The sequence below is a fragment of the Mesorhizobium sp. M8A.F.Ca.ET.207.01.1.1 genome (genome assembly GCF_004794715.1).
Taxonomy (GTDB): Bacteria; Pseudomonadota; Alphaproteobacteria; order Rhizobiales; family Rhizobiaceae; genus Mesorhizobium.
The window spans coordinates 123,090-148,061 of sequence record NZ_SRUS01000009.1 but is presented as its reverse complement, the minus strand read 5'-3'; the positions used below and the strand labels follow the sequence as shown (position 1 = coordinate 148,061).

The following is a 24,972-nucleotide window of genomic DNA, read 5'->3' as shown; positions in this document are numbered from 1 at the left end:
CCCTTCTGACCGGGCTTTCGCTTATTGGCGTTTCGACCGTCTCCGCCTGTGCCCAACTGCCCAGGCAATCGATCAGCTTGGCGAGCACGCCTACCCCGGTTCCGCTCGAACCGGCACCGGAAAAGGCGCCCATCGAAGCTGCCGCGCCTGAAACCGTAAGCCCGGCGTCGCCCGACTATGCGGGCATGTACAGCGCGGTCGAAGACGGCGGCCATGCGCTGCCGGCAATCCCGTTCGCCAAGGTCGACGGGCGGTTCCTGAGGCAGAGCGTCGACGATCCGACAGGCGAAAAACCCGGCACGATCGTGGTCAATACGACCGACAAGCACCTTTACTGGGTGCTCGAGGACGGCAAGGCCATGCGCTACGGCGTCGGACTGGGGCGCCAGGGCTATTCCTGGAAGGGCCGCGCGATCGTCCAGCGGAAACGAAAATGGCCGACCTGGACGCCGCCTTCGGCGATGATCCGCAGGGATCCGAAGCTGGAAAAATGGCGCCAGGGCATGCAGCCCGGCATCAGCAACCCGCTCGGGTCGCGTGCGCTCTACATCTTCAAGGACGGCGTCGATACGCTCTACCGGATCCATGGATCGCCGGATTGGAAATCGATCGGCATCGCCGCGTCATCCGGCTGCGTGCGCATGTTCAATCAGGACGTCATGGACCTCTACGATCGGGTTCCCGGCAAGACGCCGCTGCTTGTTATCTAGCGGCTGGCGACGCCTGCCTAACACCTGATGGCCTCATACCGTCGCGGCTCCGAGCGCCCTTGCCGCGGCTTCCGCGTGATTTCTTGCCTGGAGAAACCGGCGCGCGCGAGGAATAGGATCGTACAGATACTGATCCGGGCCCAGTATCTTTCGCCGGTTGAGTTCGGTCGTATCGAGCAGATCGAAATCGACCCGCGCGATGGTGCAATGCCATCCGGTGTGGCGCGAAGCCCAGCCTCTCGCATGGTGTTCGAGCAACCGCTCTCGAGCGCAATAGCCGTGGTAGTCGAAAGCGATCACGCCGTTCGTCACGTAGATATGGTTTCCGGAAAAGCCTTCGCCGGGAATGATACGTTCGCCGTAAAATCCCTCCAGAGGCGGATGCTTGAGAAAGGTGCCGGCGAGAATGGCGCACGCGCCGTGACCGAAGAAGATGCGATCCGGCAGTGCCCATCGCTTTTCGGGATTTTTCTTTATGCCGTGTTTCAGGACATACATGCCGCTCTGTTCCCAATAGCGTCTTGCGATGGCTTCGGATTGTCAGGTCGGGGCGAGCTCGGCCCGTGGCTCCTTGATGTCGGCGCATTTGCCCACGCCATAGGCATCGTCGGCAATCCGGGCTTCCACCGTCGTGGCGATTGCTTCCAGGTCGATAGCCTTGCCGGCAACCTTCTCGATGGCGCCGACGACGAGGTCGGAGGCGATCCAGTCCGGCTTGTGGCCAAGATTTTGCACCCAGACCAGCTCGGCGCCTGATATGTCGCGCACTAGGCCGACGGAGTGAATGCGGGCATAGACCACCTTGTCGCGATCGCCGGAGATGACCACGGTCGGCGCCGTTATCACTTTGTAATGCGGTGCCGCGCCAAGCGCATACCGATAGAGCCCGGCGACGTCGGTGGCATTGGCGCGGAAGGCCGACGGCCGCAGCACCAGCGGGATCGCGGCTGAGGCGAGGTAATTTTCCGGCACTTTGTTGGGCGAGAAGACGCAGGTCGTGGCGTCCGCCATCTGCAGCGTTCCCGCAGGATAGCTCAGGGTCTCGGAGAACAGCCGGCCGATCACCGGAATGATGGTCAGGTCGTAGTACCAGGACGTCGCGCCGCCCGGCCAGGGATGGCTCGCCGGCGCCAGGAAGACAAGGCCGAGCGTCTTGTCGGCATGCTCGCGGCCGAAGGCCGCCGTCACCACGCCGCCGAAGGAATGGCCGACAATGATGGCCCGCTTGATGCCGAGACGGTCCATCAGCGCGGCGATGGTGTTGGCCTGTGCCGACGGATTTTCATTGTTGCCGGGGCCGCGTCCCGACCAGCCGGCTCCCGGCCGGTCGAAAAACAGCATTTCGGCACGGCCTTCGAGCAGCGGCCTGAGCGGCAGCATCTGGTCTTTCAAATTGGCGCTGGCGCCGTGAATGAAGACGATCGGTGGCAGATCCGCACCAACTGACGCGGGAACGTGGACATAGTGGATACGGGCACCGCCAATGTCGACGAACGCGCCGACCGGCGGACCGCGGCGCTCGATCAGCCATGAGCCGACGCGAGTGACGCCGACAAGGGCAAGGACGAGTGCGAAAAGGAAGGCGAGCGCGGCGTAGATCAGGTTCATGGGGGATATACGGGAAGGGAGGTTGATAAGTTGTAGGGCGGCAGTAGGGAAGCTCAAGCGCCTAATGCCTATTGCCTAGTCTATCAAATTCCCTCGCCGGCAAGCTCTTCCGACAGGGTCGCGACCTGGTTCTGGGCGCTGCGCATCATGGGATAGATGGCCAGCACCTTCTGCCAGGCCTCGAGCGCCGATTGCTTGTGACCGGTCTCCGCCATGATCTGGGCCAGGCCCGACAGCGCGCCGAAATGGCGTGGCTCGAGCTGCAGCGTGCGGTCGATATCGGCCATCGACTTGCCGTAGTTCTTCATCATGAAATGCACGGTGGCGCGGCGGTTCCAGCCTTCGGCATAGCTCGGCTGCAAGGTCACCACCTGGTCCAGGAAATCGAGCGCGACGTCGAACTTCTGATCGTTCATCGCATTTTGCGACCACTGCATCATCAGGTCGATCGAGGCGCTGCCGGACTGGAACCATTCGTTCCAGATGTTGCCGGCAATGCGCTCGGCGGCCTTTTCGTTGCGCTCGCGCTTCAGGTCGGAGAACAGCCTGTCGAGCCGGGCCTGTTTCGTCATCGGCGGGGCCGGAGTGTCCGGGGCCGCCGGCTGGGCCGCCTGATCGTTCGCTGCCCTGGCCGCTATGCTAACGGCACCGGAAAGAGGGAAAGCGATCAAAAATGCAAAAAGAATCCGCATCGCCCGACTCTAGTCCCGGGCGGCGGAACATCAAAGTGAATTCAACGTGGGAAGGTCGGCTCGCCGACAAGCATCAATGGGCGGAGGCAAAAAGCCTCCGGCCGAAAACTCAACCCTGGCGCGCCTTATAGCGCGGGGCGGTCTTGTTGATGATGTAGATGCGGCCCTTGCGGCGAACCAACTGGTTGTCGCGGTGACGCGCCTTCAGCGCCTTGAGCGAATTCTTGATCTTCATGGTCTTGCCTGTCGGTGTGGACCCGGTTCCGGGTCGAAATTATAAGGCGCGCCAGAAGACGCGCCTTTTGAACGGTGGGTGGCTCATAAACGAGGAGCCTTGCCCATGTCAACCGTAAGTCAACGGCAAGCGTGCTCCGCGTCCTGATATCATCAAATATCCGCCATGTCGGCACCCGTGGCATTGCGCGACCACGAGTCGGCTGGGATGATGCCGCGACAAGCAAGTGATTTGGGGACAAAGATGCGTCGAATTTTCCTGTTCGCCTGCCTCGCCGTCCTGGCGGCAGGCGCGGTCGCCCGCGCTCAGGAATGCGACCGTTCCGACGACAGCCAGCAAATGATGAACATCTGCGCCGGCGAGGATTATCAGGCCGCCGACGCCAGACTCAACGCAGCCTATCAGGCGCTGATCGGCTCTGATGATGCGGGTGGCAAGCGATTGCTTCAGGTGGCGCAGCGCGCCTGGATCAGCTTCCGGGATGCCGAATGCGCGCATAACACCGCAGCCAGCGCGGGTGGCTCCATCCACGCGATGGAAGTTTCGCAGTGCCTGACCAGGCTGACCAATGATCGCATCAAGCAACTCGCCGCCTCCGCCAATTGCGAGGAAGGCGATGCAAGCTGCGCCGGCCCCGGCGAGGACAGCGGCGAGGTGCAATAGGCTCGTGTCCCGCGAACTAAGTACGTGAACTGATGCGGGTGAAGTGGCCCATCTTGCGGCCAGGCCGCGCCTCCGCCTTGCCGTAGAGGTGCAGCATCAGGTCGGGCTCGGCGAGCAGGGCTGGAACGCGCAGCACGTCGTCGCCGATCAGGTTCTCCATCACGCAATCGGAGTGGCGATTGGGGCTGCCCAGCGGCAGGCCGGCAATGGCGCGGATGTGTTGCTCGAACTGCGAAACGATGCAGGCGGCTTCGGCCCAATGGCCTGAATTGTGGACGCGGGGCGCGATCTCGTTGGCCAGCAGCGAACCATCGGCCAGCACGAAGAACTCGACACCGATGACGCCGACATAGTCGAGCGCGGACAATATCTTCGACGCGGCGACCTGCGCGGCTACCGCCGTTTCGGGTTTGATGCCGGCCGGCAAGGTCGATGTGTGCAGAATGCCGTCGCGGTGCACGTTTTCGGCCGGATCATAGGCGGCGACCGCCCCATCGATCCCGCGCGCGGCGATGACGGAAACCTCCCGCTCGAAGGGCACGAAGCTCTCCAGGATAAGCGGCACATTGCCCATCGCCTCGCAGGTGCCGGCAAAGCCACCCGTCTCCATGTTGCGGAAGACGCGCTGGCCCTTGCCGTCATAGCCCATGCGCCGCGTCTTCAGGATGCCGCTGCCGCCGAATGCCTTCAGCGCCGCCGTCAACTCGTCGTCCGTGTCGACCGGACGGAAATCGGCGGTGGCGATGCCGATGCTGTTGAGGAATGTCTTTTCGCTCACCCGGTCCTGCGCCACGTCAAGCGCACGCGCTGGCGGATAGACCGCCACCTTGGCGGCAAGCGCGGTTGCAGCGGCCACCGGCACGTTCTCGAACTCGTAGGTGACGACGGCGCTGGCCGCCGCCAGTTCGGCAAGCGCGGCCGGGTCGTCATAGGGGGCCGTAATCTGCTTGTTGGCGACCTGGGCGGCCGGGCAATCCGGTTGCGGCTCCAGCACGGCGGTGCGGTAGCCGAGGCGGGCAGCGGCCATTGCAAGCATGCGGCCGAGCTGGCCGCCGCCAATGATGCCGATCGTCGATCCCGCGGGCAGGCTCACGGCGTGTCCGTCGGTTCGGCCGCGACCTTGGCGGTCTGCGAGGCGCGCCAGGCGTCGAGCCGCTGGGCAAGCTTGTCGTCGTTCAGCGCCAATACGGCGGCGGCCAGGAGGGCGGCGTTGGCCGCGCCTGCCTTGCCGATCGCCAGTGTCCCGACCGGAATGCCGGCCGGCATCTGGACGATGGAGAGCAGAGAATCTTGGCCCGACAGCGCTTTCGATTCCACCGGCACGCCGAACACCGGCAATGGCGTCATTGCCGCCGTCATGCCGGGCAGATGCGCCGCACCCCCGGCTCCGGCGATGATCACCTTGTAGCCGGCCGCCTTGGCGCCCTTGGCGAATTCATAGAGCCGGTCGGGCGTGCGGTGCGCCGAAATGATCAGCCTTTTATGGGGAACGCCAAGCGCCTCCAGCGTTTCGGCCGCCTGGCGCATCGTCGCCCAGTCGGATTGGCTGCCCATGATGATGGCGACGTCGGCGCGTTGATGGTTCAAGCTTCTGCTCCCCGGCGACAAAGGCGCGCCTTAGCGGAATTCGCGCGGGGCCGCAAGGATATGCGGCCATCGGCGAGATGCCGACGGCCACATCCGGCTCATACCGCGGCCTTGCGGAAGCGGGCGACGAAGTCGTCGAGCTCGGGGCGTTCCATGTCGGAGATCGCCCAGTAGGAGAAGGCGCCGTCGCTCCAGTGCACCATCGAGAAGCCGCCCGAGGAAAGATCGTCCGGCTGGGTGGCCTTGCCGCCCTGCTGCGGTTCGGCGACCAGCGTGATCAGGTGCTCGCGATGGCGGTAGACCAGTGCCGGTACCGGCCGGCCTGATATCACCTCGACCCGGCCGCCGATCAGCGCGAAGCCGTCCTGGGCAAGGTCGGGCGCCGGCGGCGAGACACCGATGCGGGCGTCGAGCCACGGCTTGACCGTATGGCGGTCGGAGGAAACGATGTCGATCGGACTCGCGGCGAGCAGGCTGCGGCGATGGCCGCTGGCGACAGCGGCGGCAAAGCCGTCCTCCGCGCCGTTGAACATCACCCATTGCGTCGCGCCGCTGGCCAGCACCGCGCTGATCATGATCGACGCCGCCATGGCGCGCCAGTCGAACGAGCCGAAGCGGCGTGCCCTTGGCGATGTGCGCGCCTGCGAAGGACGCGTCCCGGCTTCCCGTCTCTGGCCTGCGCCGGCGCCCGTGATCAATCCCGGCAGCGCCGACGGCGTGCCGCGCTGCGGCTCGGTCGCCTCTGCGTCGCCTTGCCGTTCGGTATCCGCCATGCCGATTGCCGCGATGCGGGCCAGAAACGCGTCGCTGACTTCGGGGCGGGGCAGGCGGCTGACCGCGCCTCGCAAGGCGACAATGCGGGCATGTTCGGCGGCAAGCCGGGGGTCGGCGGCGATGCGGCGCTCCACGGCAAGGGCGGCCGCGGCATCGAGTTCGCCATCTACAAGGGCGTGGATCATCAGTCTGATACCTTCGGGATCATCGGGCAGTCCGTCGTCGTGCGTCATGACGCTCTCCCCAAATCAGACGTCAGCAGGCCGCGGGCGCGGGCAAGCCTGGACATCACCGTGCCCATCGGCACGTCGAGCATGGCCGCTATTTCACGATAGCTGAGGCCGTTTATGTCGCGCAGCACCAGCGTCTCGCGAAACGGCTGCGGCAGGGCAGCGATCGCAGCCTCTAGTGCCGCCGTATCGGCCCTGGCGATCAGGCTCGCCTCCGGCCCGTCCTCGTCGGGCAGGCTGGTGCCATGGGCCGCCGCCATGTCGTCGAGATCGCCGAGATCGCCGACAGCCATCATGCCGCGCGGCCGGTTGCGCGCCATCCAGGTGTAGGAGGTGTTGCGCACGATGGTCAGCAGCCAGGCACGGGCATTGCCGCCGGCATAGCCTGATATGCCGGCATGCGCCTTGATGCAGGCGTCCTGCACGACATCCTCGGCGTCGGCGGCATTGCCGGTCAGCCAACGGGCCAGCGCCAGCGCATCGCCGAGATGCGGCAGCACCACCTGATTGAAGCGCTCTGCCAAGGCCCTCTCGCTCAAAGCAGCACCATGATCCGATACTCCGGGACGGACTGGGCGCGCCGCCTCAAGATGCGACAGCGATTTTGCCTTGCTTGCGGGAGGAAAGCCGCCGGAAACGGACAAAGTCGCCTGCCGTGCTGAAAGTGAATTCATCTGCATCACCGGTGTCAAGCGCCACAAGGGAGAGCCTGACGACCATCATGCTTGCCAGCGCACGGCGACGGCCGACGCCGCAACCATGGTCGCTGGCCTGGCAATGATGCGGCATGCCGATCTCCTCAACGCCGGAAGTGGCGTATGTCGAGAAGACTTGTCGAGGAGACGATTTATTCCCGCGTGGGCAAATCCGGCTGTTCACAGTCATGTGATCAGCCGGTGCTTTCGGCATTGTTGGTTCGGTTTGGCGATCAATCCGGCCAGCGCGAGACGCCTAACGAATCCTTGCGGGCGACCTTCATCGCGTCGGCCGGGCGCTCCTTCGCGGTCAGTACGGCGCGCAGGCGCTCGGCGACGATCTCCGCTTCGCCGGGGTGAAGGTTGCAGGGGTCGAGGAAGAAATGGCCGCGCTCGACCTCGTGGTTGCGCACGATGATCGGCGGCGCGCCCGCGGCAAGTGCCGAGGCGAGACCGGCGGCGGTGAAGCGGCTCTCGGGCGAGACGAATATCTGCAGCCGGTCGAGCGGATTGGCGGTGGGATCGGGAATGATGATGGCGGCGATGCCGGGCAGTCCCTGCAACGCATCCTTCCACAGGTTCAGCGCTGCCTCCTCGCGCCGGCGGATGCCGGCATGGTCACGCTTCTCCCAGGCTTCGAGCGCGGCCATGGTGCCGGCGATGCTTTCCTTGCCGACCTTCATGGCGCGCGCGACGCCGCGATTCTGAAGATAGGCGGCCCGTATCAGATCCTTGCGGCCGGTGACGATTCCGCTGGTCGGTCCGCTCAGAAATTTGTGGCCGCTGTAGATGACGACGTCGGCGCCGCGCGCCAGAAAACCGCGCAGATCGTATTCGGACGCGGCATCGACAATCACCGGTACGCCCTTGGCGTGGCAGATCTCGCAGAATTCCTCCAGCGACAGCATGCCGTACTGCACCGTGTGGTGGGCGACGACATAGAGGCCCGCCGCCGTGCGTTCGTTGATCGCTTCGCGCACATGATAGTCTTGGGTGACGCTGACCGTGCCGGCGGGCACCACCTTGGCGCCGGCGACGCGGACCGACTGGTCGATCGGCGCGCCGTAATTGACGATATGGCCGAGCTGGATGACGACTTCCGACTTCAGCCCTTCGGTATCATCGGGCAGGCGCTCGATGGCGAGCAGGTTGGTCCCCGTCATCGCACCGGCGATCGCCATGGTGATGCCGCTGGCGCAGCAGGCGGTGATGAATCCGGCCTCGCCGCCGGTGAGGCGCGCGACAATCGTGCTCGCGGCGCGCTGCAGATCGTCCATCTCCACCCATTGCGAGGCCATTTCGGCCATGGCGCTGATCGCCTCGGGAACGATGATCGAGGCGCCGAGCGCGGTCATGGTGCCGGAGACGTTGATGATCGGCCGCAAGCCCAGCCGTTCGCGGATGGTGGTGTTGGAGCCGGTGTCGGAATAGGTTTTCATGTGAGCACATCCCGTTGGTGGCAGGTCAGGCGGCGATCTCGACGACCGCTTCGATTTCGACGGTGATATTTCCAGGCAGCGAGCCGACGCCGATCGCCGAACGGGCATGGCCGCCGATTTTGTCGAAGACATCGGCGAACAGGTCCGAACAGCCATTGACCACCCGTGGGTGGTCGCTGAAGGTCGGCGTCGCGTTGACGAAGCCGAGCAGCTTGACGACGCGCACGATGCGGCCGAGATCGCCGGCTGCCGCATGCATGACGGCAAGCAGATTGAGCCCGGTCAGGCGGGCATGCTCATAAGCCTGCTCGACCGTCACATCCTCGCCGACCTTGCCGGTGCAAAGCGTGCCGTCGGCGCGCAGCGGTCCCTGGCCGGAGAGGAAGATCAGCCGGCCGCTCTCGGCATGGGTGACGAAGTTGGCGATGGGCGTCGGCGGCTCGGGCAGTGTCAGGCCGAGTTCGGCGAGCCTGGTATAAGGCGTCATGGATAAGGCTCCTTGGGGCGGCTTTGGCCGCCTGATGTCAGAAATGCGAGGCCCGGAAACGCGCCAGGAAAGTGCGGAGGCGTTCGTTGGTGGTCTCCGCCGCAAGGATCTCCTTCGGCGGCCCGATGGCGCTGACGCCGCCATCGGCCATGAAGACGATGCGGCTCGACGCGTCGCGGGCAAAGGCCATTTCGTGGGTGACCATCAGCATGGTCATGCCGTCCTCGGCGAGGCTGCGCACGACGGCCAGCACCTCGCCGACCAGTTCGGGATCGAGGGCGGAGGTGATCTCGTCGAGCAGCAGGATCTTCGGCTCCATGGCCACGGCGCGGGCGATGCCGACGCGCTGCTGCTGGCCGCCGGAGAGCTCGGCCGGCAGGCTGTCGGCCTTGTGGGCAAGGCCGACGCGGCCGAGCCAGTGCTCGGCGATCGAGCGTGCCTCGGCCTCGTTCTTACCCCGCACCTTGGTCAAACCCAGCATGATGTTGCCGGCTGCCGTCAGGTGCGGGAACAGGTTGAAGCTCTGGAACACCATGCCGGTCTCGGCGCGCATGGCGGCCAAATCGCGTTCGCTGCGGCGCTGGCGCGTTCCGGCCTCGCGATAGCCGACCTCCTTGCCGTCGATGCGGATCGAGCCGCTGTCGTAGCTCTCCAGGAAGTTGACGCAGCGCAGCAGCGTGGTCTTGCCGCTGCCGGAAGGGCCGATGACGGTCACCACCTCGCCGCGCTTCACCCGAAGGCTGACGGAGCGCAGCACCTCGACGGCGCCGAAGGCCTTGGAGACATCGCGTACGTCGAGCAATGCGGGATTGGCGTTCGAGGCTTCGGACATCGTGCTATTCCCGGATGAAGGAGAAACGCCGCTCCAGCCGCCGGCTGGCGAGCGAGAGCGCGTAGTTGACCGCGAAATAGATGAGCGCCCCCAGTATATAGAGCGGCATCGCCTCATAGGTGCGGCCGATGACCTGGTTGATGGCCTGCATCAAATCGGTGATGCCAAGCAGCGACACCAGCGCGCTGCCCTTGACCGCGTCGGTGACGCCATTGATCCAGGGCGGCAGGAAGCGCCTGAAGGCCTGCGGAAAGATGACGTAGGTGAGCCGTTGGCGAAAGGTCAGCCCGATCGCCATCGCGGCTTCGGACTGTCCCTTCGGGATGGAGCCGACCGCGCCCCTGAGATACTCGATGACCTGTGCCGTCTTGAACAGGGTCAGCGCCGACACCGCGGCCCAGAACGACGGCAGATGCAGCCCGATCGCCGGCAGGCCGTAATAGACGAAGAACATCAGCACCAGGATCGGAATGCCGCGAATGGTGTCCGAGAAGATGCGCACCGCCCAGCGCAGCGGCGCCGGTCCATAGACCAGGCCGACGCCCAGCAGGACGCCGGCGATGAGCGACAGCACCACGACCAGCAGCGATACCCACAAGGTCACGGCGAAGCCTTGGGCGAGGAAGGGCAGCGCGTAGAGGATCTGGCCAAGCATGTCAGCGCGCCGCCCTGAACCGGCGCTCGACGAGCCGCAGCCCAAAAAGCATGATGTAGCCGGTCACCAGATACATCGCGGTGGTGACCAGGTAGACCTCGACGATGCGGAAGGTGTTGAAGTTGATCCACTGGGCGCCGAAGGTGAGTTCGGGCACCGAGATGACGGAGGCGATCGAGGTGTCCTTGAACAGCGAGATGAAGGTGTTGGACAGCGCCGGCAGCGTGATGCGCAGCATGGTCGGCAGGCGCACGTGGAGCAGCCTTTGCCAGGGCGTGAGGCCGATCGCCTTGCCGGCGTCAAGCTGGCCGCGCGGGACAGCCTCGAGGCCTGAGCGAAACACTTCGACCAGATAGGCACCGCTATAGACCGACAGGGTCAGGACAAACGAGGTCGGTGCGCTGTAGGCCAGGTCGACCACGGTCGGCAGGCCGTAGAAGACGAGATAGACGAGCAGGATCAGCGGCACGTTGCGGATGAACTCGACATAGGCGGCGATCAGCGCCCGCACCACGCGTCCTGCGGAGACGTACCAGACCGCGAGCACCAGCCCGATGACGACGCCGATGGCGATCGAGATCACGGCAAGCTCGAGGCTGAGCAGCAGGCCGCCCCACAGCTTGTCGAAATGTCGCCAGATCAGATTGAAATTGAGGGCATAGCCCATGCGTCCGCCTCGGTGTGAAGGGCGTCGAGTCGATTACGGAAGGGCTGGAATGCCGCCCTTCCGTAATCCGGGATCAGATGACCGGGAAGCCGGGATGACGCGCCGGCGGTTCCTGGCCGAAATAGTCCTTGAAGGCAGCGTCGTAGAGCGCCGATTCATGGCCGAACATGGCGATGGTGAAGGTCTGGTCGACGAAGGTCAGCCAGTCGAGATCGCCCTGCCGAAGTGCCGCGCCATAAAGCATCGAATACCAGCTCTTGCCGGCATCGAAATATTTGTCGGGATTGCGCGAGGCGAGCCAGCGCACGGTGGACAGATCGACCGCGGCGGCGTCGGCGCGTTTCGATTCCAGCGCCTGCAGCACGTTGGCCTGGGTATCGATCTGCAGCACCTGGGCCTGCGGCAAAGCGTAGTGGACCGAGCTTTCGGCGTCGACATTCTGCAGGATCGAAATGCGGGTTGCCGAACCACCGGCGAGCAGTTTGTCGAAGGTCTTGTTCTCGGCGGTCGGCAGCGTCAGCAAGGCAACGCCTTCGACATAGTAAGGCCGGGAGAAATTGATCAGCTGCGAGCGTTGCGCCGTCATCGTCATGAACTGGATCGTGATGTCGACCTTGTTGGTGGTCACGTTGGGAATGCGCTGCGCCGGGTCCTGCATGACGAACTCGACCTTGGTCGGATCGTCGAAAAGGCCCTTGGCGAGGATGCGGCCCATGGTGATGTCCATACCCACAAGTTCGCCGGCATCGTTCTCGAAGTGCCAGGGCGCGTTGGTGCTGCCGGTGCCGACAATCAGCTTGCCTCTGTCGAGCACGGTGCGCAGAAGACTGTCGGATGCGGCTTGCGCGGCGGCCTTCTGGGCATCGACGGTTGCCAGCACCCCGGCGGTGGCCAGTCCCGCCATTCCCAATTTCAGAAAATCACGTCTTCCGGATGTGTCGTTCACGGCGACCTCCTTTCGTGTTGTGTTCCCCTATGCACAGGTCCTACACGCGATGGCGATTATCAAAATTGTCTCTTACAAGAGACGCATGTATCCTGTACAAGACAGATACTAACACCGGGAATCGACAATGCAAGATGGCAATGCCCCAGCAATTTCGGCGGACGAGAAGACGACCGCCTCCCGCGAGAAAGGCCTCAACCGCGTCCTGGAGATCCTGGAGTTTCTTCACACCACGCAGCGGGCGATCGGCATTGGCGATCTTGCCAAAGGGGTGAACGCGCCGCGTTCGACCACCTACACGCTGGTGCGGTCGCTGGTCGATGCCGGCCTGCTGGAAATGGCCGGCGACGGCAACCGCGTCTATTTCGGCAAGAAACTCTATCTCTACGGAATGGACTATGTGCGGGGCAACGATTTGTTGCGGCGCGGGCGCCAGGAGGTCGATCATCTGTCGCGCGAGACCGGCGAGACCTCGGAACTGTGCATGCTGCAGAGCGGCCGCTACACGATCGTCCATTCCAGCCCTGGCACCAGGCCGTTCCGCATCAGCTCCGCCACAGGCCTGCAGATACCGCTGCCCTGGACTGCCTCGGGACGGCTGCTTCTTGCGGGGCTGGATAGAGCCGCGATCGAGGCCATGGTGTCCGACGACGACCTCGTGCTGCCCGATGGCCGCAAGCTGCGGCTCGACGATTTCATCGCCGACATCGCAAAGGCCGGGGTGACCGGTTACTGCGTCACTTCGGGCCTGGTCGACGCCTATACGAAATGCCTCGCCGTGCCGGTCTTTTCAGCGCCAGGCAAGGTCGAGGCGACGATGTGCCTGGTGGTTCCGATCGACACGTCGGAGGAGCGGACCGCGGATCTCATCGGCCTGCTGCGCGGCCGCGCCGCCGGGCTCTCGATCGGCGGATAGGCGGAAAAGCGTTCGCGTCTCAGGCGATGATGTCTGGAATGATCTTGTCTTCCAGCTTCATCAGCCGGTCCTTGAGGACAAGCTTCTTCTTCTTCATGCGCTGGATCTGCAGCGGGTCGCAATTCATGGCGATCATCGCGTTGATCGCGGCATCGAAATCGGCGTGTTCCTGCTTCAGCCGGGAAAATTCGAGGCGAGTATCGGCCTGTTCCTGATCGGACATTCTCTACCGTCTGCACGTCTGCGGCGCCCAAAACTGGGCCTGGTTGGGCGGGGGCGGCAATTTCTGCCACCGGCGCGCAGCCCATATCACATTTCATGTTGTCGTGGAATGCTACCACGCAGCATTCGACATCGCCGTCTGATGGTGGCACACTGTCATTGTGCCGTCACAGATACGACCTGCGGTGGACGTGCCTTGGCGGCTGCAATCGAGGAAACCATGAAAGGGAGAACCAATCATGTCTCTTGCATCCCATCTTGATGAGTTGCAGCGGAAACACGGCGACATTGAACGCGAAATCGATGACGCGATGAACCACCCGTCGGTGGACGACCTCGAAATCGTGAATCTCAAGCGACGCAAGCTGGCACTCAAGGATGCGATTGAGAAATTGAGGGCGCAACCAACCACGCATTGATCCTCACGTGATATAGCCGCTCACCACTGGCGGTTTTCCTTGCCGGCGGCGCCAGCCGCCGGTGCAGTGGTTTTAATTTCAGCGATTCCACAAGCCGAAGCTAATATTCGTCAGGGCCGTTTATGCCGGGCCGCCGTAAGGTCGTGCGCTGTTTCAGGGTCCTGGCCGGCACCAATTGCTGCCAGTGGCGACCTGTCGCCATTGACAAGCCATCTTTGCTCCTCCACCTCATGCCCGGACTTCAGCGCATCGGACCCGGCTTGTGCGTCCAAGCGGACGCACGGGCTTCAGAGAGACGCATAGCGCTCCAGAGAGACGCATGGCGCTCCAGAGACAAAAGGCTGCCGGCATGACCGGGTATTTTTCCTTTCCCTTCCCCCGCCGCACCTCGGTCGGCGTCGATGTCGGCGGCGTGGTCGTCGGCGGCGGCGCGCCCGTGGTCGTGCAATCGATGACCAATACCGATACCGCCGATGTCGATCAGACGGTCGCGCAAGTCGCGGCGCTGCACCGCGCCGGCTCCGAGATCGTGCGCATCACCGTTGACCGCGACGAGAGTGCCGCCGCCGTGCCGCGCATCCACGAGCGACTGTTGCGGCTCGGCATCAACGTGCCGCTGGTCGGCGATTTCCACTATATCGGCCACAAGCTGCTGGCCGATCACCCGGACTGCGCCGAGGCGCTTGCCAAGTACCGCATCAATCCCGGCAATGTCGGCTTCAAGGACAAGAAGGACCGGCAGTTCACCGATATCGTCGAGATGGCGATCAAGCACGACAAGCCGGTGCGCATCGGCGTCAACTGGGGCTCGCTCGACCAGGAGCTGTTGACGCGGCTGATGGACGACAACCAGGACAAGGGTTTTCCCCTGACCGCGCAGGAAGTCACGCGCGAGGCGATCGTGCAGTCGGCGATCCTGTCGGCCGAGATGGCCGAAGAGATCGGTCTTGGCCGCGAAAAAATCATCCTGTCGGCCAAGGTCAGCGGCGTGCAGGATCTGATCGCCGTCTACACCGAACTCGCCACCCGTTCCAACCACGCGCTGCATCTCGGCCTCACTGAAGCCGGCATGGGGTCGAAAGGCATCGTTGCTTCTTCCGCCGCCATGGGCATCCTCTTGCAGCAAGGCATCGGCGACACCATCCGAATCTCGCTGACGCCGGAGCCGAATGGCGACCGCACCCGCGAGGTGCAGGTGTCGCAGGAACTGCTGCAGACCATGGGTTTCCGGCAGTTCGTGCCGATCGTCGCGGCCTGCCCCGGCTGCGGCCGCACCACCTCCACCGTGTTTCAGGAACTGGCGCAGAACATCCAGGCGGACCTGCGCAAGAACATGCCGGTGTGGCGTGAGAAGTACCCGGGCGTCGAGAACCTCAAGGTCGCGGTGATGGGCTGCATCGTCAACGGTCCGGGTGAGTCCAAGCACGCCGATATCGGCATTTCGCTGCCCGGCACTGGCGAGACGCCGACAGCGCCCGTCTTCGTCGACGGCAAGAAAGCAGCGACCCTGCGCGGGCCGTCGATCGCGGCGGATTTCGAGAAAATGGTCGCCGACTATATCGAACAGAGGTTCGGTCAGGGCGGCAAGGCGGCGGCAGAGTAGGCCAAATGCGGCGTTTCCTGTGGGCGACGCTGATTTTCCTGTGCGGCATGGCCTGGTCGACGCTTGCCCAGGCCGATCCGCCGCAATCGGCCAAGCAGCGGCTGATCGACAAGGTCTGCAACCTGATCCAGGCGAATGCCGACCAGAACGCTCTGCCCCGGGACTTCTTCGCCCGCCTTATCTGGAAGGAAAGCCGTTTCGATCCCAATGCCGTGAGCCCCGTCGGCGCCGAGGGCATCGCCCAGTTCATGCCGGGCACCGCCAAGATGCGAGGGCTTGCCGATTCCTTCGACATCAACCAGGCGATCCCGGCGTCGGCTAGATATCTCGCCGAAATGAAGACCAGTTATGGCAATCTTGGCCTAGCGGCGGCCGCCTACAATGCCGGCGAGAGCCGGGTGTCGCGCTGGCTGAATTCCGGCGGCTTCCTGCCGATGGAGACGGAAAGCTATGTGTTCGACGTCATGGGCGAGCCGGTCGACAAGTTCACGGACCCGGCCTATGCCGGCAAAGTCGAGCCGCTCGATGCCAAGCTGGATTTCGCCGTCGCCTGCCGCAAGCTGCCGGTGATCATGTCGCGGACGGTCGCAATGGCCTCGATCAACATCAAGCCATGGGGCATCCAGGTGGCGGGCAATTTTCGCCGCAGCGCGGCGATCGGCCAGTGGCTCAGGGTGCGGGGCCGCTTTCCGGCCCTGCTTGCCGGGCATGATCCTGTGGTGAGCCGGGTGCGCACGCCGATCGGCCGGCGCGGCATCTACGCCGTCAGGATCGGGATCGACGACCGCGCCGCCGCCAATGTCATCTGCCAGAAGCTGCAAAGCGTCGGCGGCGCCTGCGTGGTGGTGCGCAACCGGTAAGGGCCGAGGGCGCGAACCGCTGCGCCGACAGGTTGGCAGGGCTGGCGCGCTGGCAATATGAGCGTCCACAACCGGATACGCTACGATCTCGAAGTCGAGACGAACGCCCAAACGCCGCTGCAATGTGCCCGTCGCATCGAGCAACGGTTTCAGCTATAGCGGCGGCCACCATCTCTCCTTGGGCAGCAGCCCTGTCATGCGAGCGCCCATGTTCGACGGATACATCATCTGCGGCACGCCCAGAACCGGCAGCACCTTGCTGTGCAAGCTGTTGGCGGCCACCGGAACGACCGGTGATCCCCACTCATTCTACCGGCGGCAGGATGTGTCGGAGTGGGCGCAGGATTGGGGATTGCCCGATCGCGACACGATGGGCGAGCGTGAATTCCAGCTTGCCTATCTCAATGCGGCGATCGGTGCCGGCAAGGGCGATACTGAAATTTTCGGCTTGCGCCTGATGCGGGAGAACCTGGATGAGCTGTCGGCGATCCTCGATCAGGTCTATCCCGGGCTTGCGTCAGACACAGCGCGTTTCGAACGAGCCTTTGGCCGACTCCTCTACATACACCTGTCGCGCGAAAACAAACTCGCGCAGGCCGTCTCCCTGGTCAAAGCCCGGCAAACCGGTCTTTGGCATATCGCCCCCGACGGAACCGAAATCGAAAGGGTGGGACCTGCCAGGGAACCTCACTATGATTTCAAGCGCATCAAGGGCGAGGTCGAAGAACTGGAAGCCTATGATACGGCGTGGAACATCTGGTTCGCACAACAGGGCATAGCACCATTGCGGATCGGCTATGAGCACCTTGCCGCCGAGCCGGCCGTGGCATTGCTGCGCATCTGCGAAGCCCTGGGCGTCCCGGCGCCGGATGCCGGGCATGTCAGGCCCGGCGTCGCGAAGCTCGCCGACGAGACAAGCCTGGACTGGATGCGCCGGTTTCATCTGGACGCGGCCGTCTGAGGCGTTGGTGGGTGGTCAGGCGGTCTTGGCCACCACCGTCTCGCTGAGCCAGGTGCCGATCTTGGCGCCGAGGCGATCGGGCGAAACGGGCTTGGGCAGATAGTCGTCCATGCCGGCCTCGATGCACTTGTCGCGGTCGCCCTTCAGCGCATGCGCGGTGACGCCGATGATCGGGATGTGGCCGCCCGACGCCGCTTCGATCGCCCGGATGGCGCGTGTTGCCTCGTAGCCGTTCATTTCCGGCATCGAGACGTCCATCAGAACCAGCCTCGGATGCAGCGACCGGTACATCTCGACCGCGGTGCGCCCATTGCCGGCGATGCGGTAGATCAGGCCGAGCCCATTGAGGATCTGGCCGAACACCATCTGGTTCACGTCATTGTCCTCGGCGATGAGGATGTCGATCGGGCTGTTCGGCGCGGCATTCGATTCCGGCACCGTCGCGACTGGTACCGCCGGGCCACGGATAACCGTGAAGGCCGCAGTCGCCTGCATCGGTTGGACCGGTTCGCGAATGAACTGCGCCTTGCCGACCTGCGAGCGCGCCTTCTGGATGACCGAGATGACCGTGCCGAGCAGGACCGCCGACCGTGCAGGCTTGGTCAGGTGCGCCGATATGCCGAAGTCGATGATCATCTTGCCGAAATCGACCTGGTCGACAGAGGTCAGGATCACGACCGGGATGGCGGACAGCCGGCTGTCGGCGGCGATGGCCCGGGCGACATCGGCGCCGTTCATGCCGGGCATCTGATAGTCGAGGATGATGCAGTCGACGCTGGCACCGAGTTGGCAGGCGCGATCGAGGAAGGCGAGGCCCATTGCGCCGCTTTCGGCGGCGGCGCAGTCGAAGCTCCAGCTTCTGAGTTGTTCGAGCAGGATCTCGCGGTTGACCGGATTGTCGTCGATGACCAACACGCGCGCGCCGGTGACGTCCACCGGTACGATAGCGTCGCGCGCCTCGGCACGGTGGACCGGCAGCGGCACGGCGAACCAGAAGACGGAACCACGGCCGATCTCGCTCTCGACGCCGATCTTGCCGACCATCAGGTCAACGAGACGGGCGGCGATGGCGAGCCCAAGGCCGGTGCCTTCATGACGGCGGGTCGAAGACCCGTCGACCTGGGCGAATTTCTCGAACACGTTTTGCAATTTCTCGGCCGGGATGCCGATCCCGGTGTCCTCGACACGCAGCTTGAGCTGGACGACGTCGTTGACGATTTCGCCGCCGACATCGATCAGCACATGGCCCTTCTCGGTGAATTTCACCGCATTGCCGACCAGGTTGGTGACGATCTGCCGAAAGCGGCCGGCGTCGCCGACGACATAGGCCGGCAGCCTCGGGTCGACGCGCACGATGAGTTCCAGGTTCTTCTCGGCGACGCGTGCCGAGACCAGTGTAGCCACATCCTCCACCGCTTCCGAAAGGCGGAAAGGGGCAGGATCGAGCGTCAACTGCCCGGCATTGATCTTGGAGAAATCGAGGATGTCGTTGATGATGGTGAGAAGCGCGTTGCCCGATTTGACGATGACGTCGGTGAAGGTCTTCTGGCGCGGGTTCAGCTCGGTCTTGGCCAGCAATTCGGCCATGCCGAGCACTCCGTTCATCGGGGTGCGGATTTCGTGGCTCATATTGGCCAGGAATTCCGACTTGGCGCGGTCGGCCGCCTCGGCCTTGAACAAGGATTCGGCCGACTGGGCAAAGGCGCGGCGGATCGCCTGTTCCATCGGCCGGAAGATCCAGAAGGCGACGATGGCGAGCACGGCAAACAACAGGCCACTCGCCCACAACAGCAGCCGGTCGCCGGAGGCGTCCGCGAGATGGCGTTCGTCGTCCATCGCGGTGCGGACACGCACCAGCATGGGCTGAACGAACAGGTCGTTCTGGTTGCGGATTTCGCGAGAACTCCATTCATCGGTCTTTTGCGCCACCGCCATCAGATTGAAGTTGCGAACCATGTCACGCGGCGACCAGAACAGATCGCCATTGACGGAAGCGGCTGCGAGTTCGTTGACGGTCTTGGCCGACAGGCGCGGGCGGATCGCGGCGAGCTGGGCGCTCAGTGTCTCGATTTCGCCGGTCAGGCGCTCGGAATGGTCGCGCGCCGAAGCCGTCAGCGCATCGCGCGTCTCGATCCGCCAGGCGGAACTGGTTGTCTCGGCGAAGCTGGTGGCGTTGCGCAGGTCGCGGGTGAAAAGGACGAGATTGCTGCTCAGCGCATCGATTTCATGGCGCAAGGAATTGACGCGGTTGAGCGCAACCATGATGGCGGCCGAAGCCAGCGCGAAAACCAACAATCCCGAAAGATAACGTATCCGGACGGACCGGATGAAGGAAGAATATTCCGGCATGCGCAACCCCAACACATACGCATTATTTTAATGGTCGGGATTACGCTTCATTTACATTAAGATTTCGTTGGCGCACCGCAGGTCAATGCATGCGCTGGCGGGGACGCGGCGGATCGGATCGATGCGGCGGCGCCGAGCGGTCGACCATGCGCAACCCGATATGGGCCTGCCGTCAGCTGTTGCGGGTTGCCACGAAGGTCGCGGCGGCCTTCAGCAGGGCGGCCTTTTCGCCATAGGGTTCGAGCAGCGCATGCGCCTGGCCGACGAGACCGTCGAGCTGCTTGCGAGCCCAATCCGCGCCGTGCAAGGCCACCAGCGTACCCTTGCCCGCGGCGGCATCCTTGCCGGTCGCCTTGCCCATCTGCCTGGCGTCGGCCGTCAAATCCAGCAGGTCGTCGGCGAGCTGGAAGGCAAGGCCGATCGCCGAACCGAATTCGGCCAGCCTTTCCAGGTCTTCCGCGCGTGCACCGGCCAGGATCGCACCCGCCTCGCAGGCGAAACGGATCAGCGCGCCGGTCTTCATCGCCTGCAACCGGATGATGCCGGCCTCGTCCGGTCGCACCTGCTCGGCATCGAGATCGAGCTTCTGGCCGCCGACCATCCCGCCGGCCCCGGCGGCGCGGGCGAGCGCCACCACAAGGGCTGCGCGCCGCTCGGCCGGCAGCGCGGTCGCCTCGCCGGCGAGGATGTCGAACGCGAGCGTCAGCAGTGCGTCGCCGGCAAGTATCGCGGTGGCCTCGTCGAAGGCCTTGTGCACGGTCGGCTGGCCGCGGCGCAGGTCGTCGTCGTCCATCGCCGGCAAGTCATCATGGATCAGCGAATAGCAATGCACGCATTCAAGTGCGGCCGCGACGCGCAGCGCCGCTTCGCCATCGGCGGAAAACAAGGCAGCACTTTCCATGACCAGGAAGGGGCGCAGGCGTTTGCCGCCGTTCAGCACGCCATGGCGCATCGCCGCCATCAGGCGATCGGGCCTCGCGATCTCGCCCGAAAGCGGGCGGTCGTCGAGCAACCGACGCAGCATCACCTCGACGGCGGCCGCGCGTCTGATGAGCGCCATTTCGAACGCCATTTCGTCGTCATTCGTCATGGCCGGGACCGGTAGCCGACACTCAGACGTTGCGCAAGAAGGCAAGCGCCATTATGCCGGAGCGGTAAGAGCCCGTTTGGAAACTCACCTCCTGCGGTCATCTGAAGGCATTTTCCGCGCTTCCGGTGCTCACGTACTCGAATGTACGCTCCGCTCCGGTGCTCGAAAACACCGTCTTATGACCCTCGGGAGCGCGTTTCGAGACGAGCTTCGTGGCACGGGTTGGGCGGCTTGGCGGAACCGATCGTCGATCATGAGACCGAAAAGCTGGACATGGCGACGAGATCGCGAGGCGTGAACCGCCGCAATCTCAGGCGCTGGGTCCGGCGCGGCATCGTCGTGGCCGCGGTGCTGGCGCTTGTCCCGGTGGTGCTGACCTTTTTCTACCTGCCGTCCTTCGTGCATCCGGTGTCGACGCTGATGCTGAAGGACCTGGCGACCTTCTCCGGCTACGACCGGCGCTGGGTGTCCATCGATGACGTGGCGCCCGTGCTCGCCCATTCGGTCATCATGTCGGAAGATGGGCAGTTCTGTTTCCACCGCGGCGTCGATCTCGGCGAGCTCAGGGGCGTCGTCGACGATGCGCTGGCCGGCGAGGCGACGCGCGGCGCATCGACCATCACCATGCAGACGGTGAAGAACCTCTTCCTCTGGTCGCGGCCGCTGGGCTCGGTGCGCAAGGTCGTCGAGCTGCCGCTGGCCGTCTATTTCGACGCGGTGATGTCGAAACGGCGCATCATGGAAATCTATCTCAACATTGCCGAATGGGGGCCGGGCATCTATGGCATCGAGGCGGCGGCGCAGCACCATTTCGGCATTCCGGCAAAACAATTGTCCAGACGGCAGGCGGCCCTTCTCGCCGTCACGCTGCCCAATCCGATCGCCCGCAATCCCGCAAAACCCGGGCCGGGCCTCAGGCGGCTGGCCAACCTGATCGAGCGGCGCGCCGGCCGCTCGGGCGCCTATGTCGGCTGCCTGGACTAGCCGGCACAAAAAAGATTCACCGCAGCGCTGGCCAAAACGGTGTCAGGCGTGTATAGGCACCCGACTTTCTCAGATTTAGGCCCCGACATGGCCCTTTCACGAGGGCGGGCGGGGCTTTTGACCATGTAGTGGAGCATATCCATGGCCGTTCCGAAACGCAAAACCTCTCCGTCCAAGCGCGGCATGCGCCGCTCGGCCGACGCCCTCAAGGCCCCGACCTATGTCGAGGACAAGAATTCCGGCGAAATGCGCCGCCCGCACCACATCGACCTGAAGACCGGCATGTATCGCGGTCGCCAGGTGCTGACCCCCAAGGAAAGCTGAGCCCAGCTTTTCCCTGGATTTGAGCTACAAAAGACCGGCCTCTGGCCGGTCTTTTTGCGTTTGGGACGCCGTGCGCGCCGGCTATTTCAAGCGCTGAGCTTCCCTGTCTCGTTTTCCATGTCGGCCGGGCAATCGGCTGACATGGTTGTTGCATCCGGTCTTCGACCGTGTTTGCGGCCGCGCACGAAAAATCTTGACGCCGTGCCTGTGGAGCATTCTACAGAAGGTGCCCCCATATGGAGACGCCAGATGTTCGGTGCCGTCCCGCTTTTGATCGTGCCTTTCGTGCTCTACAATCTCGGCCTGCTCGGAATATTCGGCGGCGGCGACGATCCGTGGGCGAGTGAGATCTTCTCGTTCCGCATGATGTCGGGCGGGGTGTTCTCGATGACGCTCGGCGACCTGATTGTGCTGATCGGGCTGATCTTCCTGTTCCTCGAAATGGTGAAGTCGGCGCGCACGACCACGGCCTCGATCATGGACCATCTTCTGTCGATGCTGGTCTTCGTCGCTTTCCTGGTCGAGTTCCTGCTGGTGAAGGGTGCCGCGCACTCCATCTTCTTCACGCTGATGATCATCGCGCTGTTCGACGTGCTGGCCGGGTTCGCGGTGTCGATGCGGTCGGCCAGCCGCGACATCAATTTGAATTGAGGCTCAGCCCGGATCGGCGGTGAAGCCGGCGGCTTCGATGCCGGCAATCGCGGCTGCCTCGTCATTGTCGGATGTATCGCCCGAAATACCGACGGCACCGATGATGCTCCCTGCCTTGTCGCGGATCAGCACGCCGCCGGCGACCGGCAGCACGCGTCCTCCCGACACGTCGGAAATGCCGGCAACCAGATGCGGACGTTCCTTGGCGAAGGCCTCGACCTTGCGCGAGCCCATGCCGATGGCCAGCGCGCCATAGGCCTTGCCGGCCGACATTTGCGGGCGCAGGAACGAAGCGCCGTCCTGGCGCTGGAAGGCGACGAGATGCCCGCCGGCGTCGAGCACCGAGACGCCGAGCGGCTTGAGCTTGAGATCGGTGCCCCTGGCGAAGGCGGCATCGATGATCTCGACGGCTTTTTCGAGCCGCAGCGCGGTCATGGCAATCTCCTGTTGAACAGCCCGATCATCGGCGGTCAGCCGGGCGAGGCAATCCCGGTTTCGGTTGAAATTGCTTCCTGTGAAGCAGCGGGATGAAGGCGCCTGACCGGTGGCGTCACCACAGCTCGATTCAGGGCGAGGAATTGGCGGAGGGGGAGACGTTACTTTTTCTTGGCGCGGGCCGGCTTCTTGGCAGGTGCGGCAGGCGTGTTGGCCAGATCTTCGGCTTCCTTGGCGAGCCGCAGCGCCCGCAGCTTGTCGGTCTTGGCCTTGCGGGCATCGCTCTCGGCGACATACTCGGCCATGGCTTTCTGCCGGACCGTCGCCGCCTCTTCCTGCTTCTTGAAGCGCAGATCGGCACGCGCGCGGGCAGTGTCCCTAGAGTTCTCAACCAAGAGTCTATCCAATCCCATCACGTGTGATTTTCGTCCCTTGTAGCAGAGCCGGCCTTTCAACGGGGAAAATAGTTGGTCAGCCGGCCGGGCTGGCGTTGAGGGCCTTTTCGGCAACCACCGCTTCATAGGCGGCCCGCAGCGTTGCACGGACAGAGGGGCCGGGCGCTGTATCGAGAGGGGTGCCGAGATGCTCATGGCGCAACTCGGCCATGAATTTCTCCCACATTGGCGGCCCGCCCTTTTCAAGGAGTTCGGCGCGGATCGAAAGCTCCTCGCTGGTCGGCAGCCAGACGCGGCCCCAGGCGCCGAGATGGGCAAGGATGGGCACCAGTGTGATGGCCATCTCGGTCAGGCTGTAGATCGCCTTCTGCTTGTGACTGGGGTCGTCCGCCTTGGTCAGCATGCCGAGTTCCATCAGCCGCTTCAGCCGGTCGGCGAGGATGTTGGAAGCAATGCCTTCCATCGACCCGTTGAGCAACTCACGAAAATGCCGCCTGCCGCCAAAAATCATGTCGCGCAGGATGATCAGGCTCCAGCGGTCGCCGAACACCTCGAGCGAGAGGTTGATCGGGCAGCCTGACCGGCGATCGAGGGTCATTCGATGTTCTCCACGCAAAACCAGTTGCATTATCGTATCGGTTTTATTATCGTGCAACCGATTGCAAAATGCAAGCAGGTTGGGAGGCCAGCAAATGACAACCAAGGACTGTCCCGAGATCATATCCGAAACCTTTGGCGATCCGGCGGACCCCGCGCTGCTGTTGATCATGGGCGCTATGGCCTCGATGCTTTGGTGGCCCGAGGCGTTTTGCCGGAAACTCGCGGATGCCGGCCTCTACGTGATCCGCTACGACAATCGCGACACCGGCCGGTCGACCAAATACCCGGTGGGACAGCCGCCCTACACTTTCGACGACATGGCCGACGACGCGATTGCCGCTCTCGACAGCCGCGGCATCGGCAAGGCGCATGTCGCGGGAATGTCGATGGGCGGCATGATTGCCCAGTTCGTGGCGCTCAGGCACCCCTTGCGCGTCGCTTCGCTGACCGTGATCAGCAGTTCGCCCGTGGGGACCGACACTTCGCATCTGCCGAAAACGACCGACGCCTATCTGGAGCATTCGGCCGATGGAGCCAAAGTCGACTGGACGGATCGCCGCCAGGTCATCGACTTCATGGTCAGGGATGCGCGGGCGATCGCCAGCACCGCCCATCCGTTCGACGAGGCGGGGATGAGAGCGTTCATCGAACGGGATTACAGCAGGTCCGGCGGCTTCCTGAGCGCCACCAATCATTTCATGCTCAAGGGCGGTAACCAGTGGAAGGGCCGCCTGCCCGAAATAGCGGCGCCGCTTCTGGTCATCCACGGCACGTCGGATCCGATCTTTCCGGTCGAGCATGGCGAGGCCCTGGCCCAAGCTGTTGCCGGCGCGAAACTGCTTCGCATCGAAGGCGGCGGTCACGAACTGCATCCGGATGACTGGCCTGACATAGAGGCCGCCATCGTCGCGCACGTCCGATCCAGCTGAGACTTCGCGGGTGG

General features: G+C 63.9%; 33 protein-coding genes. 12 read left to right on the top strand and 21 right to left on the bottom strand.

Going from position 1 to position 24,972, the window contains the following annotated elements:
- Window positions 1–77 precede the first annotated feature (77 nt).
- Window positions 78–710: a L,D-transpeptidase gene (locus EN850_RS25165; protein WP_348642449.1), complete on the top strand. Its 633-nt coding sequence runs from the start codon at window positions 78–80 to the stop codon at window positions 708–710.
- Between the two features lie 33 nt (window positions 711–743).
- Here the strand turns inward: EN850_RS25165 and EN850_RS25160 are convergent, their stop codons facing one another.
- The 4 genes from EN850_RS25160 to ykgO form a co-directional block, all read right to left on the bottom strand.
- Window positions 744–1,208, bottom strand: a complete 465-nt coding sequence (locus tag EN850_RS25160) for a hypothetical protein (RefSeq protein WP_127278619.1) — start codon at window positions 1,206–1,208, stop codon at window positions 744–746.
- 42 nt (window positions 1,209–1,250) lie between these two features.
- Window positions 1,251–2,318, bottom strand: coding sequence for an alpha/beta hydrolase (locus tag EN850_RS25155; protein WP_127278618.1), 1,068 nt, complete (start codon window positions 2,316–2,318; stop codon window positions 1,251–1,253).
- 83 nt (window positions 2,319–2,401) lie between these two features.
- The gene (locus tag EN850_RS25150) at window positions 2,402–3,010 is read right to left on the bottom strand and encodes a hypothetical protein (RefSeq protein ID WP_135863162.1); all 609 of its coding nucleotides are present in this window, start codon (window positions 3,008–3,010) and stop codon (window positions 2,402–2,404) included.
- Between the two features lie 109 nt (window positions 3,011–3,119).
- Window positions 3,120–3,245 (bottom strand): type B 50S ribosomal protein L36, encoded by a 126-nt coding sequence (ykgO, locus tag EN850_RS25145; RefSeq protein ID WP_006203764.1) that lies wholly within the window; start codon window positions 3,243–3,245, stop codon window positions 3,120–3,122.
- 243 nt (window positions 3,246–3,488) lie between these two features.
- Between ykgO and EN850_RS25140 the strand changes: the two genes are divergently transcribed.
- Window positions 3,489–3,908 carry a lysozyme inhibitor LprI family protein gene (locus tag EN850_RS25140; protein WP_127281106.1) on the top strand — a complete coding sequence of 140 codons (420 nt, stop codon included), beginning with the start codon at window positions 3,489–3,491 and terminating at the stop codon, window positions 3,906–3,908.
- Window positions 3,909–3,924: 16 nt separating this feature from the next.
- Here EN850_RS25140 and EN850_RS25135 read toward each other — a convergent pair whose 3' ends face one another.
- The 11 genes from EN850_RS25135 to EN850_RS25085 all read right to left on the bottom strand — a co-directional run bounded on the left by EN850_RS25135 (window position 3,925) and on the right by EN850_RS25085 (window position 12,178).
- Window positions 3,925–5,001 carry a 5-(carboxyamino)imidazole ribonucleotide synthase gene (locus EN850_RS25135; RefSeq protein WP_136092498.1) on the bottom strand — a complete coding sequence of 359 codons (1,077 nt, stop codon included), beginning with the start codon at window positions 4,999–5,001 and terminating at the stop codon, window positions 3,925–3,927.
- Window positions 4,998–5,495 carry a 5-(carboxyamino)imidazole ribonucleotide mutase gene (purE, locus tag EN850_RS25130; RefSeq protein WP_135863157.1) on the bottom strand — a complete coding sequence of 166 codons (498 nt, stop codon included), beginning with the start codon at window positions 5,493–5,495 and terminating at the stop codon, window positions 4,998–5,000. The genes EN850_RS25135 and purE overlap by 4 nt, the downstream gene beginning before the upstream one ends.
- Before the next feature lie 98 nt (window positions 5,496–5,593).
- Window positions 5,594–6,502 (bottom strand): anti-sigma factor, encoded by a 909-nt coding sequence (locus EN850_RS25125; protein WP_127278471.1) that lies wholly within the window; start codon window positions 6,500–6,502, stop codon window positions 5,594–5,596.
- Window positions 6,499–7,038 (bottom strand): sigma-70 family RNA polymerase sigma factor, encoded by a 540-nt coding sequence (locus EN850_RS25120; RefSeq protein ID WP_135882158.1) that lies wholly within the window; start codon window positions 7,036–7,038, stop codon window positions 6,499–6,501. Before EN850_RS25120 ends, EN850_RS25125 begins: the two co-directional genes overlap by 4 nt.
- 46 nt (window positions 7,039–7,084) lie before the next feature.
- The gene (locus tag EN850_RS25115; protein WP_127278469.1) at window positions 7,085–7,408 is read right to left on the bottom strand and encodes a hypothetical protein; all 324 of its coding nucleotides are present in this window, start codon (window positions 7,406–7,408) and stop codon (window positions 7,085–7,087) included.
- 19 nt (window positions 7,409–7,427) lie between these two features.
- The gene (locus EN850_RS25110) at window positions 7,428–8,633 is read right to left on the bottom strand and encodes an aminotransferase class V-fold PLP-dependent enzyme (RefSeq protein ID WP_136092497.1); all 1,206 of its coding nucleotides are present in this window, start codon (window positions 8,631–8,633) and stop codon (window positions 7,428–7,430) included.
- Window positions 8,634–8,658: 25 nt separating this feature from the next.
- A complete protein-coding gene (locus EN850_RS25105) occupies window positions 8,659–9,120 on the bottom strand; it encodes a RidA family protein (protein ID WP_135919987.1) in 462 nt (153 codons plus the stop codon).
- 37 nt (window positions 9,121–9,157) lie between these two features.
- A complete protein-coding gene (locus tag EN850_RS25100) occupies window positions 9,158–9,952 on the bottom strand; it encodes an amino acid ABC transporter ATP-binding protein (protein ID WP_136092496.1) in 795 nt (264 codons plus the stop codon).
- A 4-nt stretch (window positions 9,953–9,956) separates the two neighbouring features.
- Window positions 9,957–10,607 carry an amino acid ABC transporter permease gene (locus tag EN850_RS25095; RefSeq protein ID WP_127278465.1) on the bottom strand — a complete coding sequence of 217 codons (651 nt, stop codon included), beginning with the start codon at window positions 10,605–10,607 and terminating at the stop codon, window positions 9,957–9,959.
- Between the two features lies 1 nt (window position 10,608).
- A complete protein-coding gene (locus EN850_RS25090) occupies window positions 10,609–11,274 on the bottom strand; it encodes an amino acid ABC transporter permease (protein ID WP_135882154.1) in 666 nt (221 codons plus the stop codon).
- Window positions 11,275–11,347: 73 nt separating this feature from the next.
- A complete protein-coding gene (locus EN850_RS25085; protein WP_171892286.1) occupies window positions 11,348–12,178 on the bottom strand; it encodes a transporter substrate-binding domain-containing protein in 831 nt (276 codons plus the stop codon).
- A gap of 169 nt (window positions 12,179–12,347) precedes the next feature.
- Here EN850_RS25085 and EN850_RS25080 point away from each other — a divergent pair, with 169 nt between their 5' ends.
- Window positions 12,348–13,136: an IclR family transcriptional regulator gene (locus EN850_RS25080; protein WP_127278463.1), complete on the top strand. Its 789-nt coding sequence runs from the start codon at window positions 12,348–12,350 to the stop codon at window positions 13,134–13,136.
- A 19-nt stretch (window positions 13,137–13,155) separates the two neighbouring features.
- Here EN850_RS25080 and EN850_RS25075 read toward each other — a convergent pair whose 3' ends face one another.
- A complete protein-coding gene (locus tag EN850_RS25075) occupies window positions 13,156–13,359 on the bottom strand; it encodes a YdcH family protein (protein WP_127278462.1) in 204 nt (67 codons plus the stop codon).
- A 238-nt stretch (window positions 13,360–13,597) separates the two neighbouring features.
- Between EN850_RS25075 and EN850_RS25070 the strand changes: the two genes are divergently transcribed.
- From EN850_RS25070 to EN850_RS25050, 5 genes are all read left to right on the top strand, one after another.
- Complete coding sequence (locus EN850_RS25070; RefSeq protein WP_127278461.1) at window positions 13,598–13,777, top strand: YdcH family protein; 180 nt, start codon at window positions 13,598–13,600, stop codon at window positions 13,775–13,777.
- A gap of 349 nt (window positions 13,778–14,126) precedes the next feature.
- On the top strand, window positions 14,127–15,380 hold the full coding sequence (ispG, locus tag EN850_RS25065) for a flavodoxin-dependent (E)-4-hydroxy-3-methylbut-2-enyl-diphosphate synthase (protein WP_127872170.1): 1,254 nt from the start codon (window positions 14,127–14,129) through the stop codon (window positions 15,378–15,380).
- Window positions 15,381–15,385: 5 nt separating this feature from the next.
- Complete coding sequence (locus tag EN850_RS25060; RefSeq protein WP_136092495.1) at window positions 15,386–16,240, top strand: lytic transglycosylase domain-containing protein; 855 nt, start codon at window positions 15,386–15,388, stop codon at window positions 16,238–16,240.
- 57 nt (window positions 16,241–16,297) lie between these two features.
- The gene (locus EN850_RS37255; RefSeq protein ID WP_245491608.1) at window positions 16,298–16,399 is read left to right on the top strand and encodes a hypothetical protein; all 102 of its coding nucleotides are present in this window, start codon (window positions 16,298–16,300) and stop codon (window positions 16,397–16,399) included.
- Window positions 16,365–17,201 carry a Stf0 family sulfotransferase gene (locus tag EN850_RS25050; protein WP_246689272.1) on the top strand — a complete coding sequence of 279 codons (837 nt, stop codon included), beginning with the start codon at window positions 16,365–16,367 and terminating at the stop codon, window positions 17,199–17,201. The genes EN850_RS37255 and EN850_RS25050 overlap by 35 nt, the downstream gene beginning before the upstream one ends.
- Window positions 17,202–17,216: 15 nt before the next feature.
- On the opposite strand, the gene EN850_RS25045 is transcribed toward EN850_RS25050, so the two are convergent.
- On the bottom strand, window positions 17,217–19,550 hold the full coding sequence (locus EN850_RS25045; protein ID WP_136092494.1) for a response regulator: 2,334 nt from the start codon (window positions 19,548–19,550) through the stop codon (window positions 17,217–17,219).
- A gap of 172 nt (window positions 19,551–19,722) precedes the next feature.
- The gene (locus EN850_RS25040; RefSeq protein WP_136092493.1) at window positions 19,723–20,640 is read right to left on the bottom strand and encodes a polyprenyl synthetase family protein; all 918 of its coding nucleotides are present in this window, start codon (window positions 20,638–20,640) and stop codon (window positions 19,723–19,725) included.
- Window positions 20,641–20,862: 222 nt separating this feature from the next.
- On the opposite strand from EN850_RS25040, the gene EN850_RS25035 reads away from it, so the two are divergent.
- The 3 genes from EN850_RS25035 to EN850_RS25025 all read left to right on the top strand — a co-directional run bounded on the left by EN850_RS25035 (window position 20,863) and on the right by EN850_RS25025 (window position 22,599).
- The gene (locus EN850_RS25035) at window positions 20,863–21,624 is read left to right on the top strand and encodes a transglycosylase domain-containing protein (protein ID WP_136092492.1); all 762 of its coding nucleotides are present in this window, start codon (window positions 20,863–20,865) and stop codon (window positions 21,622–21,624) included.
- A 141-nt stretch (window positions 21,625–21,765) separates the two neighbouring features.
- The gene (gene rpmF / locus EN850_RS25030) at window positions 21,766–21,948 is read left to right on the top strand and encodes a 50S ribosomal protein L32 (RefSeq protein ID WP_008834724.1); all 183 of its coding nucleotides are present in this window, start codon (window positions 21,766–21,768) and stop codon (window positions 21,946–21,948) included.
- 249 nt (window positions 21,949–22,197) lie between these two features.
- Window positions 22,198–22,599 (top strand): hypothetical protein, encoded by a 402-nt coding sequence (locus tag EN850_RS25025; RefSeq protein ID WP_127278211.1) that lies wholly within the window; start codon window positions 22,198–22,200, stop codon window positions 22,597–22,599.
- Between the two features lie 3 nt (window positions 22,600–22,602).
- Here EN850_RS25025 and EN850_RS25020 read toward each other — a convergent pair whose 3' ends face one another.
- The 3 genes from EN850_RS25020 to EN850_RS25010 form a co-directional block, all read right to left on the bottom strand.
- Entirely contained in the window at window positions 22,603–23,034 is a 432-nt protein-coding gene (locus tag EN850_RS25020; protein ID WP_136092491.1) for a heme-binding protein, read from the bottom strand.
- Between the two features lie 161 nt (window positions 23,035–23,195).
- Window positions 23,196–23,429 carry a hypothetical protein gene (locus EN850_RS25015; RefSeq protein ID WP_135863133.1) on the bottom strand — a complete coding sequence of 78 codons (234 nt, stop codon included), beginning with the start codon at window positions 23,427–23,429 and terminating at the stop codon, window positions 23,196–23,198.
- A 76-nt stretch (window positions 23,430–23,505) separates the two neighbouring features.
- Entirely contained in the window at window positions 23,506–24,027 is a 522-nt protein-coding gene (locus tag EN850_RS25010) for a helix-turn-helix domain-containing protein (RefSeq protein ID WP_027141872.1), read from the bottom strand.
- 94 nt (window positions 24,028–24,121) lie between these two features.
- Here EN850_RS25010 and EN850_RS25005 point away from each other — a divergent pair, with 94 nt between their 5' ends.
- Entirely contained in the window at window positions 24,122–24,958 is an 837-nt protein-coding gene (locus EN850_RS25005; RefSeq protein ID WP_136092490.1) for an alpha/beta hydrolase, read from the top strand.
- Window positions 24,959–24,972 lie beyond the last annotated feature (14 nt).

What these genes read in the sequence shown, in the direction of transcription:
- EN850_RS25070 (WP_127278461.1), top strand. Translation starts at nt 13,598, where the DNA reads ATGTCTCTTGCATCCCATCTTGATGAGTTGCAGCGGAAACACGGCGAC.
- EN850_RS25040 (WP_136092493.1), bottom strand. Translation starts at nt 20,640, where the DNA reads ATGACGAATGACGACGAAATGGCGTTCGAAATGGCGCTCATCAGACGC.
- EN850_RS25100 (WP_136092496.1), bottom strand. Translation starts at nt 9,952, where the DNA reads ATGTCCGAAGCCTCGAACGCCAATCCCGCATTGCTCGACGTACGCGAT.
- EN850_RS25025 (WP_127278211.1), top strand. Translation starts at nt 22,198, where the DNA reads ATGTTCGGTGCCGTCCCGCTTTTGATCGTGCCTTTCGTGCTCTACAAT.
- EN850_RS25080 (WP_127278463.1), top strand. Translation starts at nt 12,348, where the DNA reads ATGCAAGATGGCAATGCCCCAGCAATTTCGGCGGACGAGAAGACGACC.
- EN850_RS25010 (WP_027141872.1), bottom strand. Translation starts at nt 24,027, where the DNA reads ATGACCCTCGATCGCCGGTCAGGCTGCCCGATCAACCTCTCGCTCGAG.
- rpmF (WP_008834724.1), top strand. Translation starts at nt 21,766, where the DNA reads ATGGCCGTTCCGAAACGCAAAACCTCTCCGTCCAAGCGCGGCATGCGC.
- EN850_RS25115 (WP_127278469.1), bottom strand. Translation starts at nt 7,408, where the DNA reads ATGCCGAAAGCACCGGCTGATCACATGACTGTGAACAGCCGGATTTGC.
- EN850_RS25095 (WP_127278465.1), bottom strand. Translation starts at nt 10,607, where the DNA reads ATGCTTGGCCAGATCCTCTACGCGCTGCCCTTCCTCGCCCAAGGCTTC.
- EN850_RS25075 (WP_127278462.1), bottom strand. Translation starts at nt 13,359, where the DNA reads ATGTCCGATCAGGAACAGGCCGATACTCGCCTCGAATTTTCCCGGCTG.
- EN850_RS25155 (WP_127278618.1), bottom strand. Translation starts at nt 2,318, where the DNA reads ATGAACCTGATCTACGCCGCGCTCGCCTTCCTTTTCGCACTCGTCCTT.
- EN850_RS25005 (WP_136092490.1), top strand. Translation starts at nt 24,122, where the DNA reads ATGACAACCAAGGACTGTCCCGAGATCATATCCGAAACCTTTGGCGAT.
- EN850_RS25160 (WP_127278619.1), bottom strand. Translation starts at nt 1,208, where the DNA reads ATGTATGTCCTGAAACACGGCATAAAGAAAAATCCCGAAAAGCGATGG.
- ispG (WP_127872170.1), top strand. Translation starts at nt 14,127, where the DNA reads ATGACCGGGTATTTTTCCTTTCCCTTCCCCCGCCGCACCTCGGTCGGC.
- EN850_RS25045 (WP_136092494.1), bottom strand. Translation starts at nt 19,550, where the DNA reads ATGCCGGAATATTCTTCCTTCATCCGGTCCGTCCGGATACGTTATCTT.
- EN850_RS25085 (WP_171892286.1), bottom strand. Translation starts at nt 12,178, where the DNA reads ATGGCGGGACTGGCCACCGCCGGGGTGCTGGCAACCGTCGATGCCCAG.
- EN850_RS25060 (WP_136092495.1), top strand. Translation starts at nt 15,386, where the DNA reads ATGCGGCGTTTCCTGTGGGCGACGCTGATTTTCCTGTGCGGCATGGCC.
- EN850_RS25140 (WP_127281106.1), top strand. Translation starts at nt 3,489, where the DNA reads ATGCGTCGAATTTTCCTGTTCGCCTGCCTCGCCGTCCTGGCGGCAGGC.
- EN850_RS25110 (WP_136092497.1), bottom strand. Translation starts at nt 8,633, where the DNA reads ATGAAAACCTATTCCGACACCGGCTCCAACACCACCATCCGCGAACGG.
- EN850_RS25090 (WP_135882154.1), bottom strand. Translation starts at nt 11,274, where the DNA reads ATGGGCTATGCCCTCAATTTCAATCTGATCTGGCGACATTTCGACAAG.
- EN850_RS25125 (WP_127278471.1), bottom strand. Translation starts at nt 6,502, where the DNA reads ATGACGCACGACGACGGACTGCCCGATGATCCCGAAGGTATCAGACTG.
- EN850_RS25150 (WP_135863162.1), bottom strand. Translation starts at nt 3,010, where the DNA reads ATGCGGATTCTTTTTGCATTTTTGATCGCTTTCCCTCTTTCCGGTGCC.
- EN850_RS37255 (WP_245491608.1), top strand. Translation starts at nt 16,298, where the DNA reads ATGAGCGTCCACAACCGGATACGCTACGATCTCGAAGTCGAGACGAAC.
- EN850_RS25020 (WP_136092491.1), bottom strand. Translation starts at nt 23,034, where the DNA reads ATGACCGCGCTGCGGCTCGAAAAAGCCGTCGAGATCATCGATGCCGCC.
- ykgO (WP_006203764.1), bottom strand. Translation starts at nt 3,245, where the DNA reads ATGAAGATCAAGAATTCGCTCAAGGCGCTGAAGGCGCGTCACCGCGAC.
- EN850_RS25105 (WP_135919987.1), bottom strand. Translation starts at nt 9,120, where the DNA reads ATGACGCCTTATACCAGGCTCGCCGAACTCGGCCTGACACTGCCCGAG.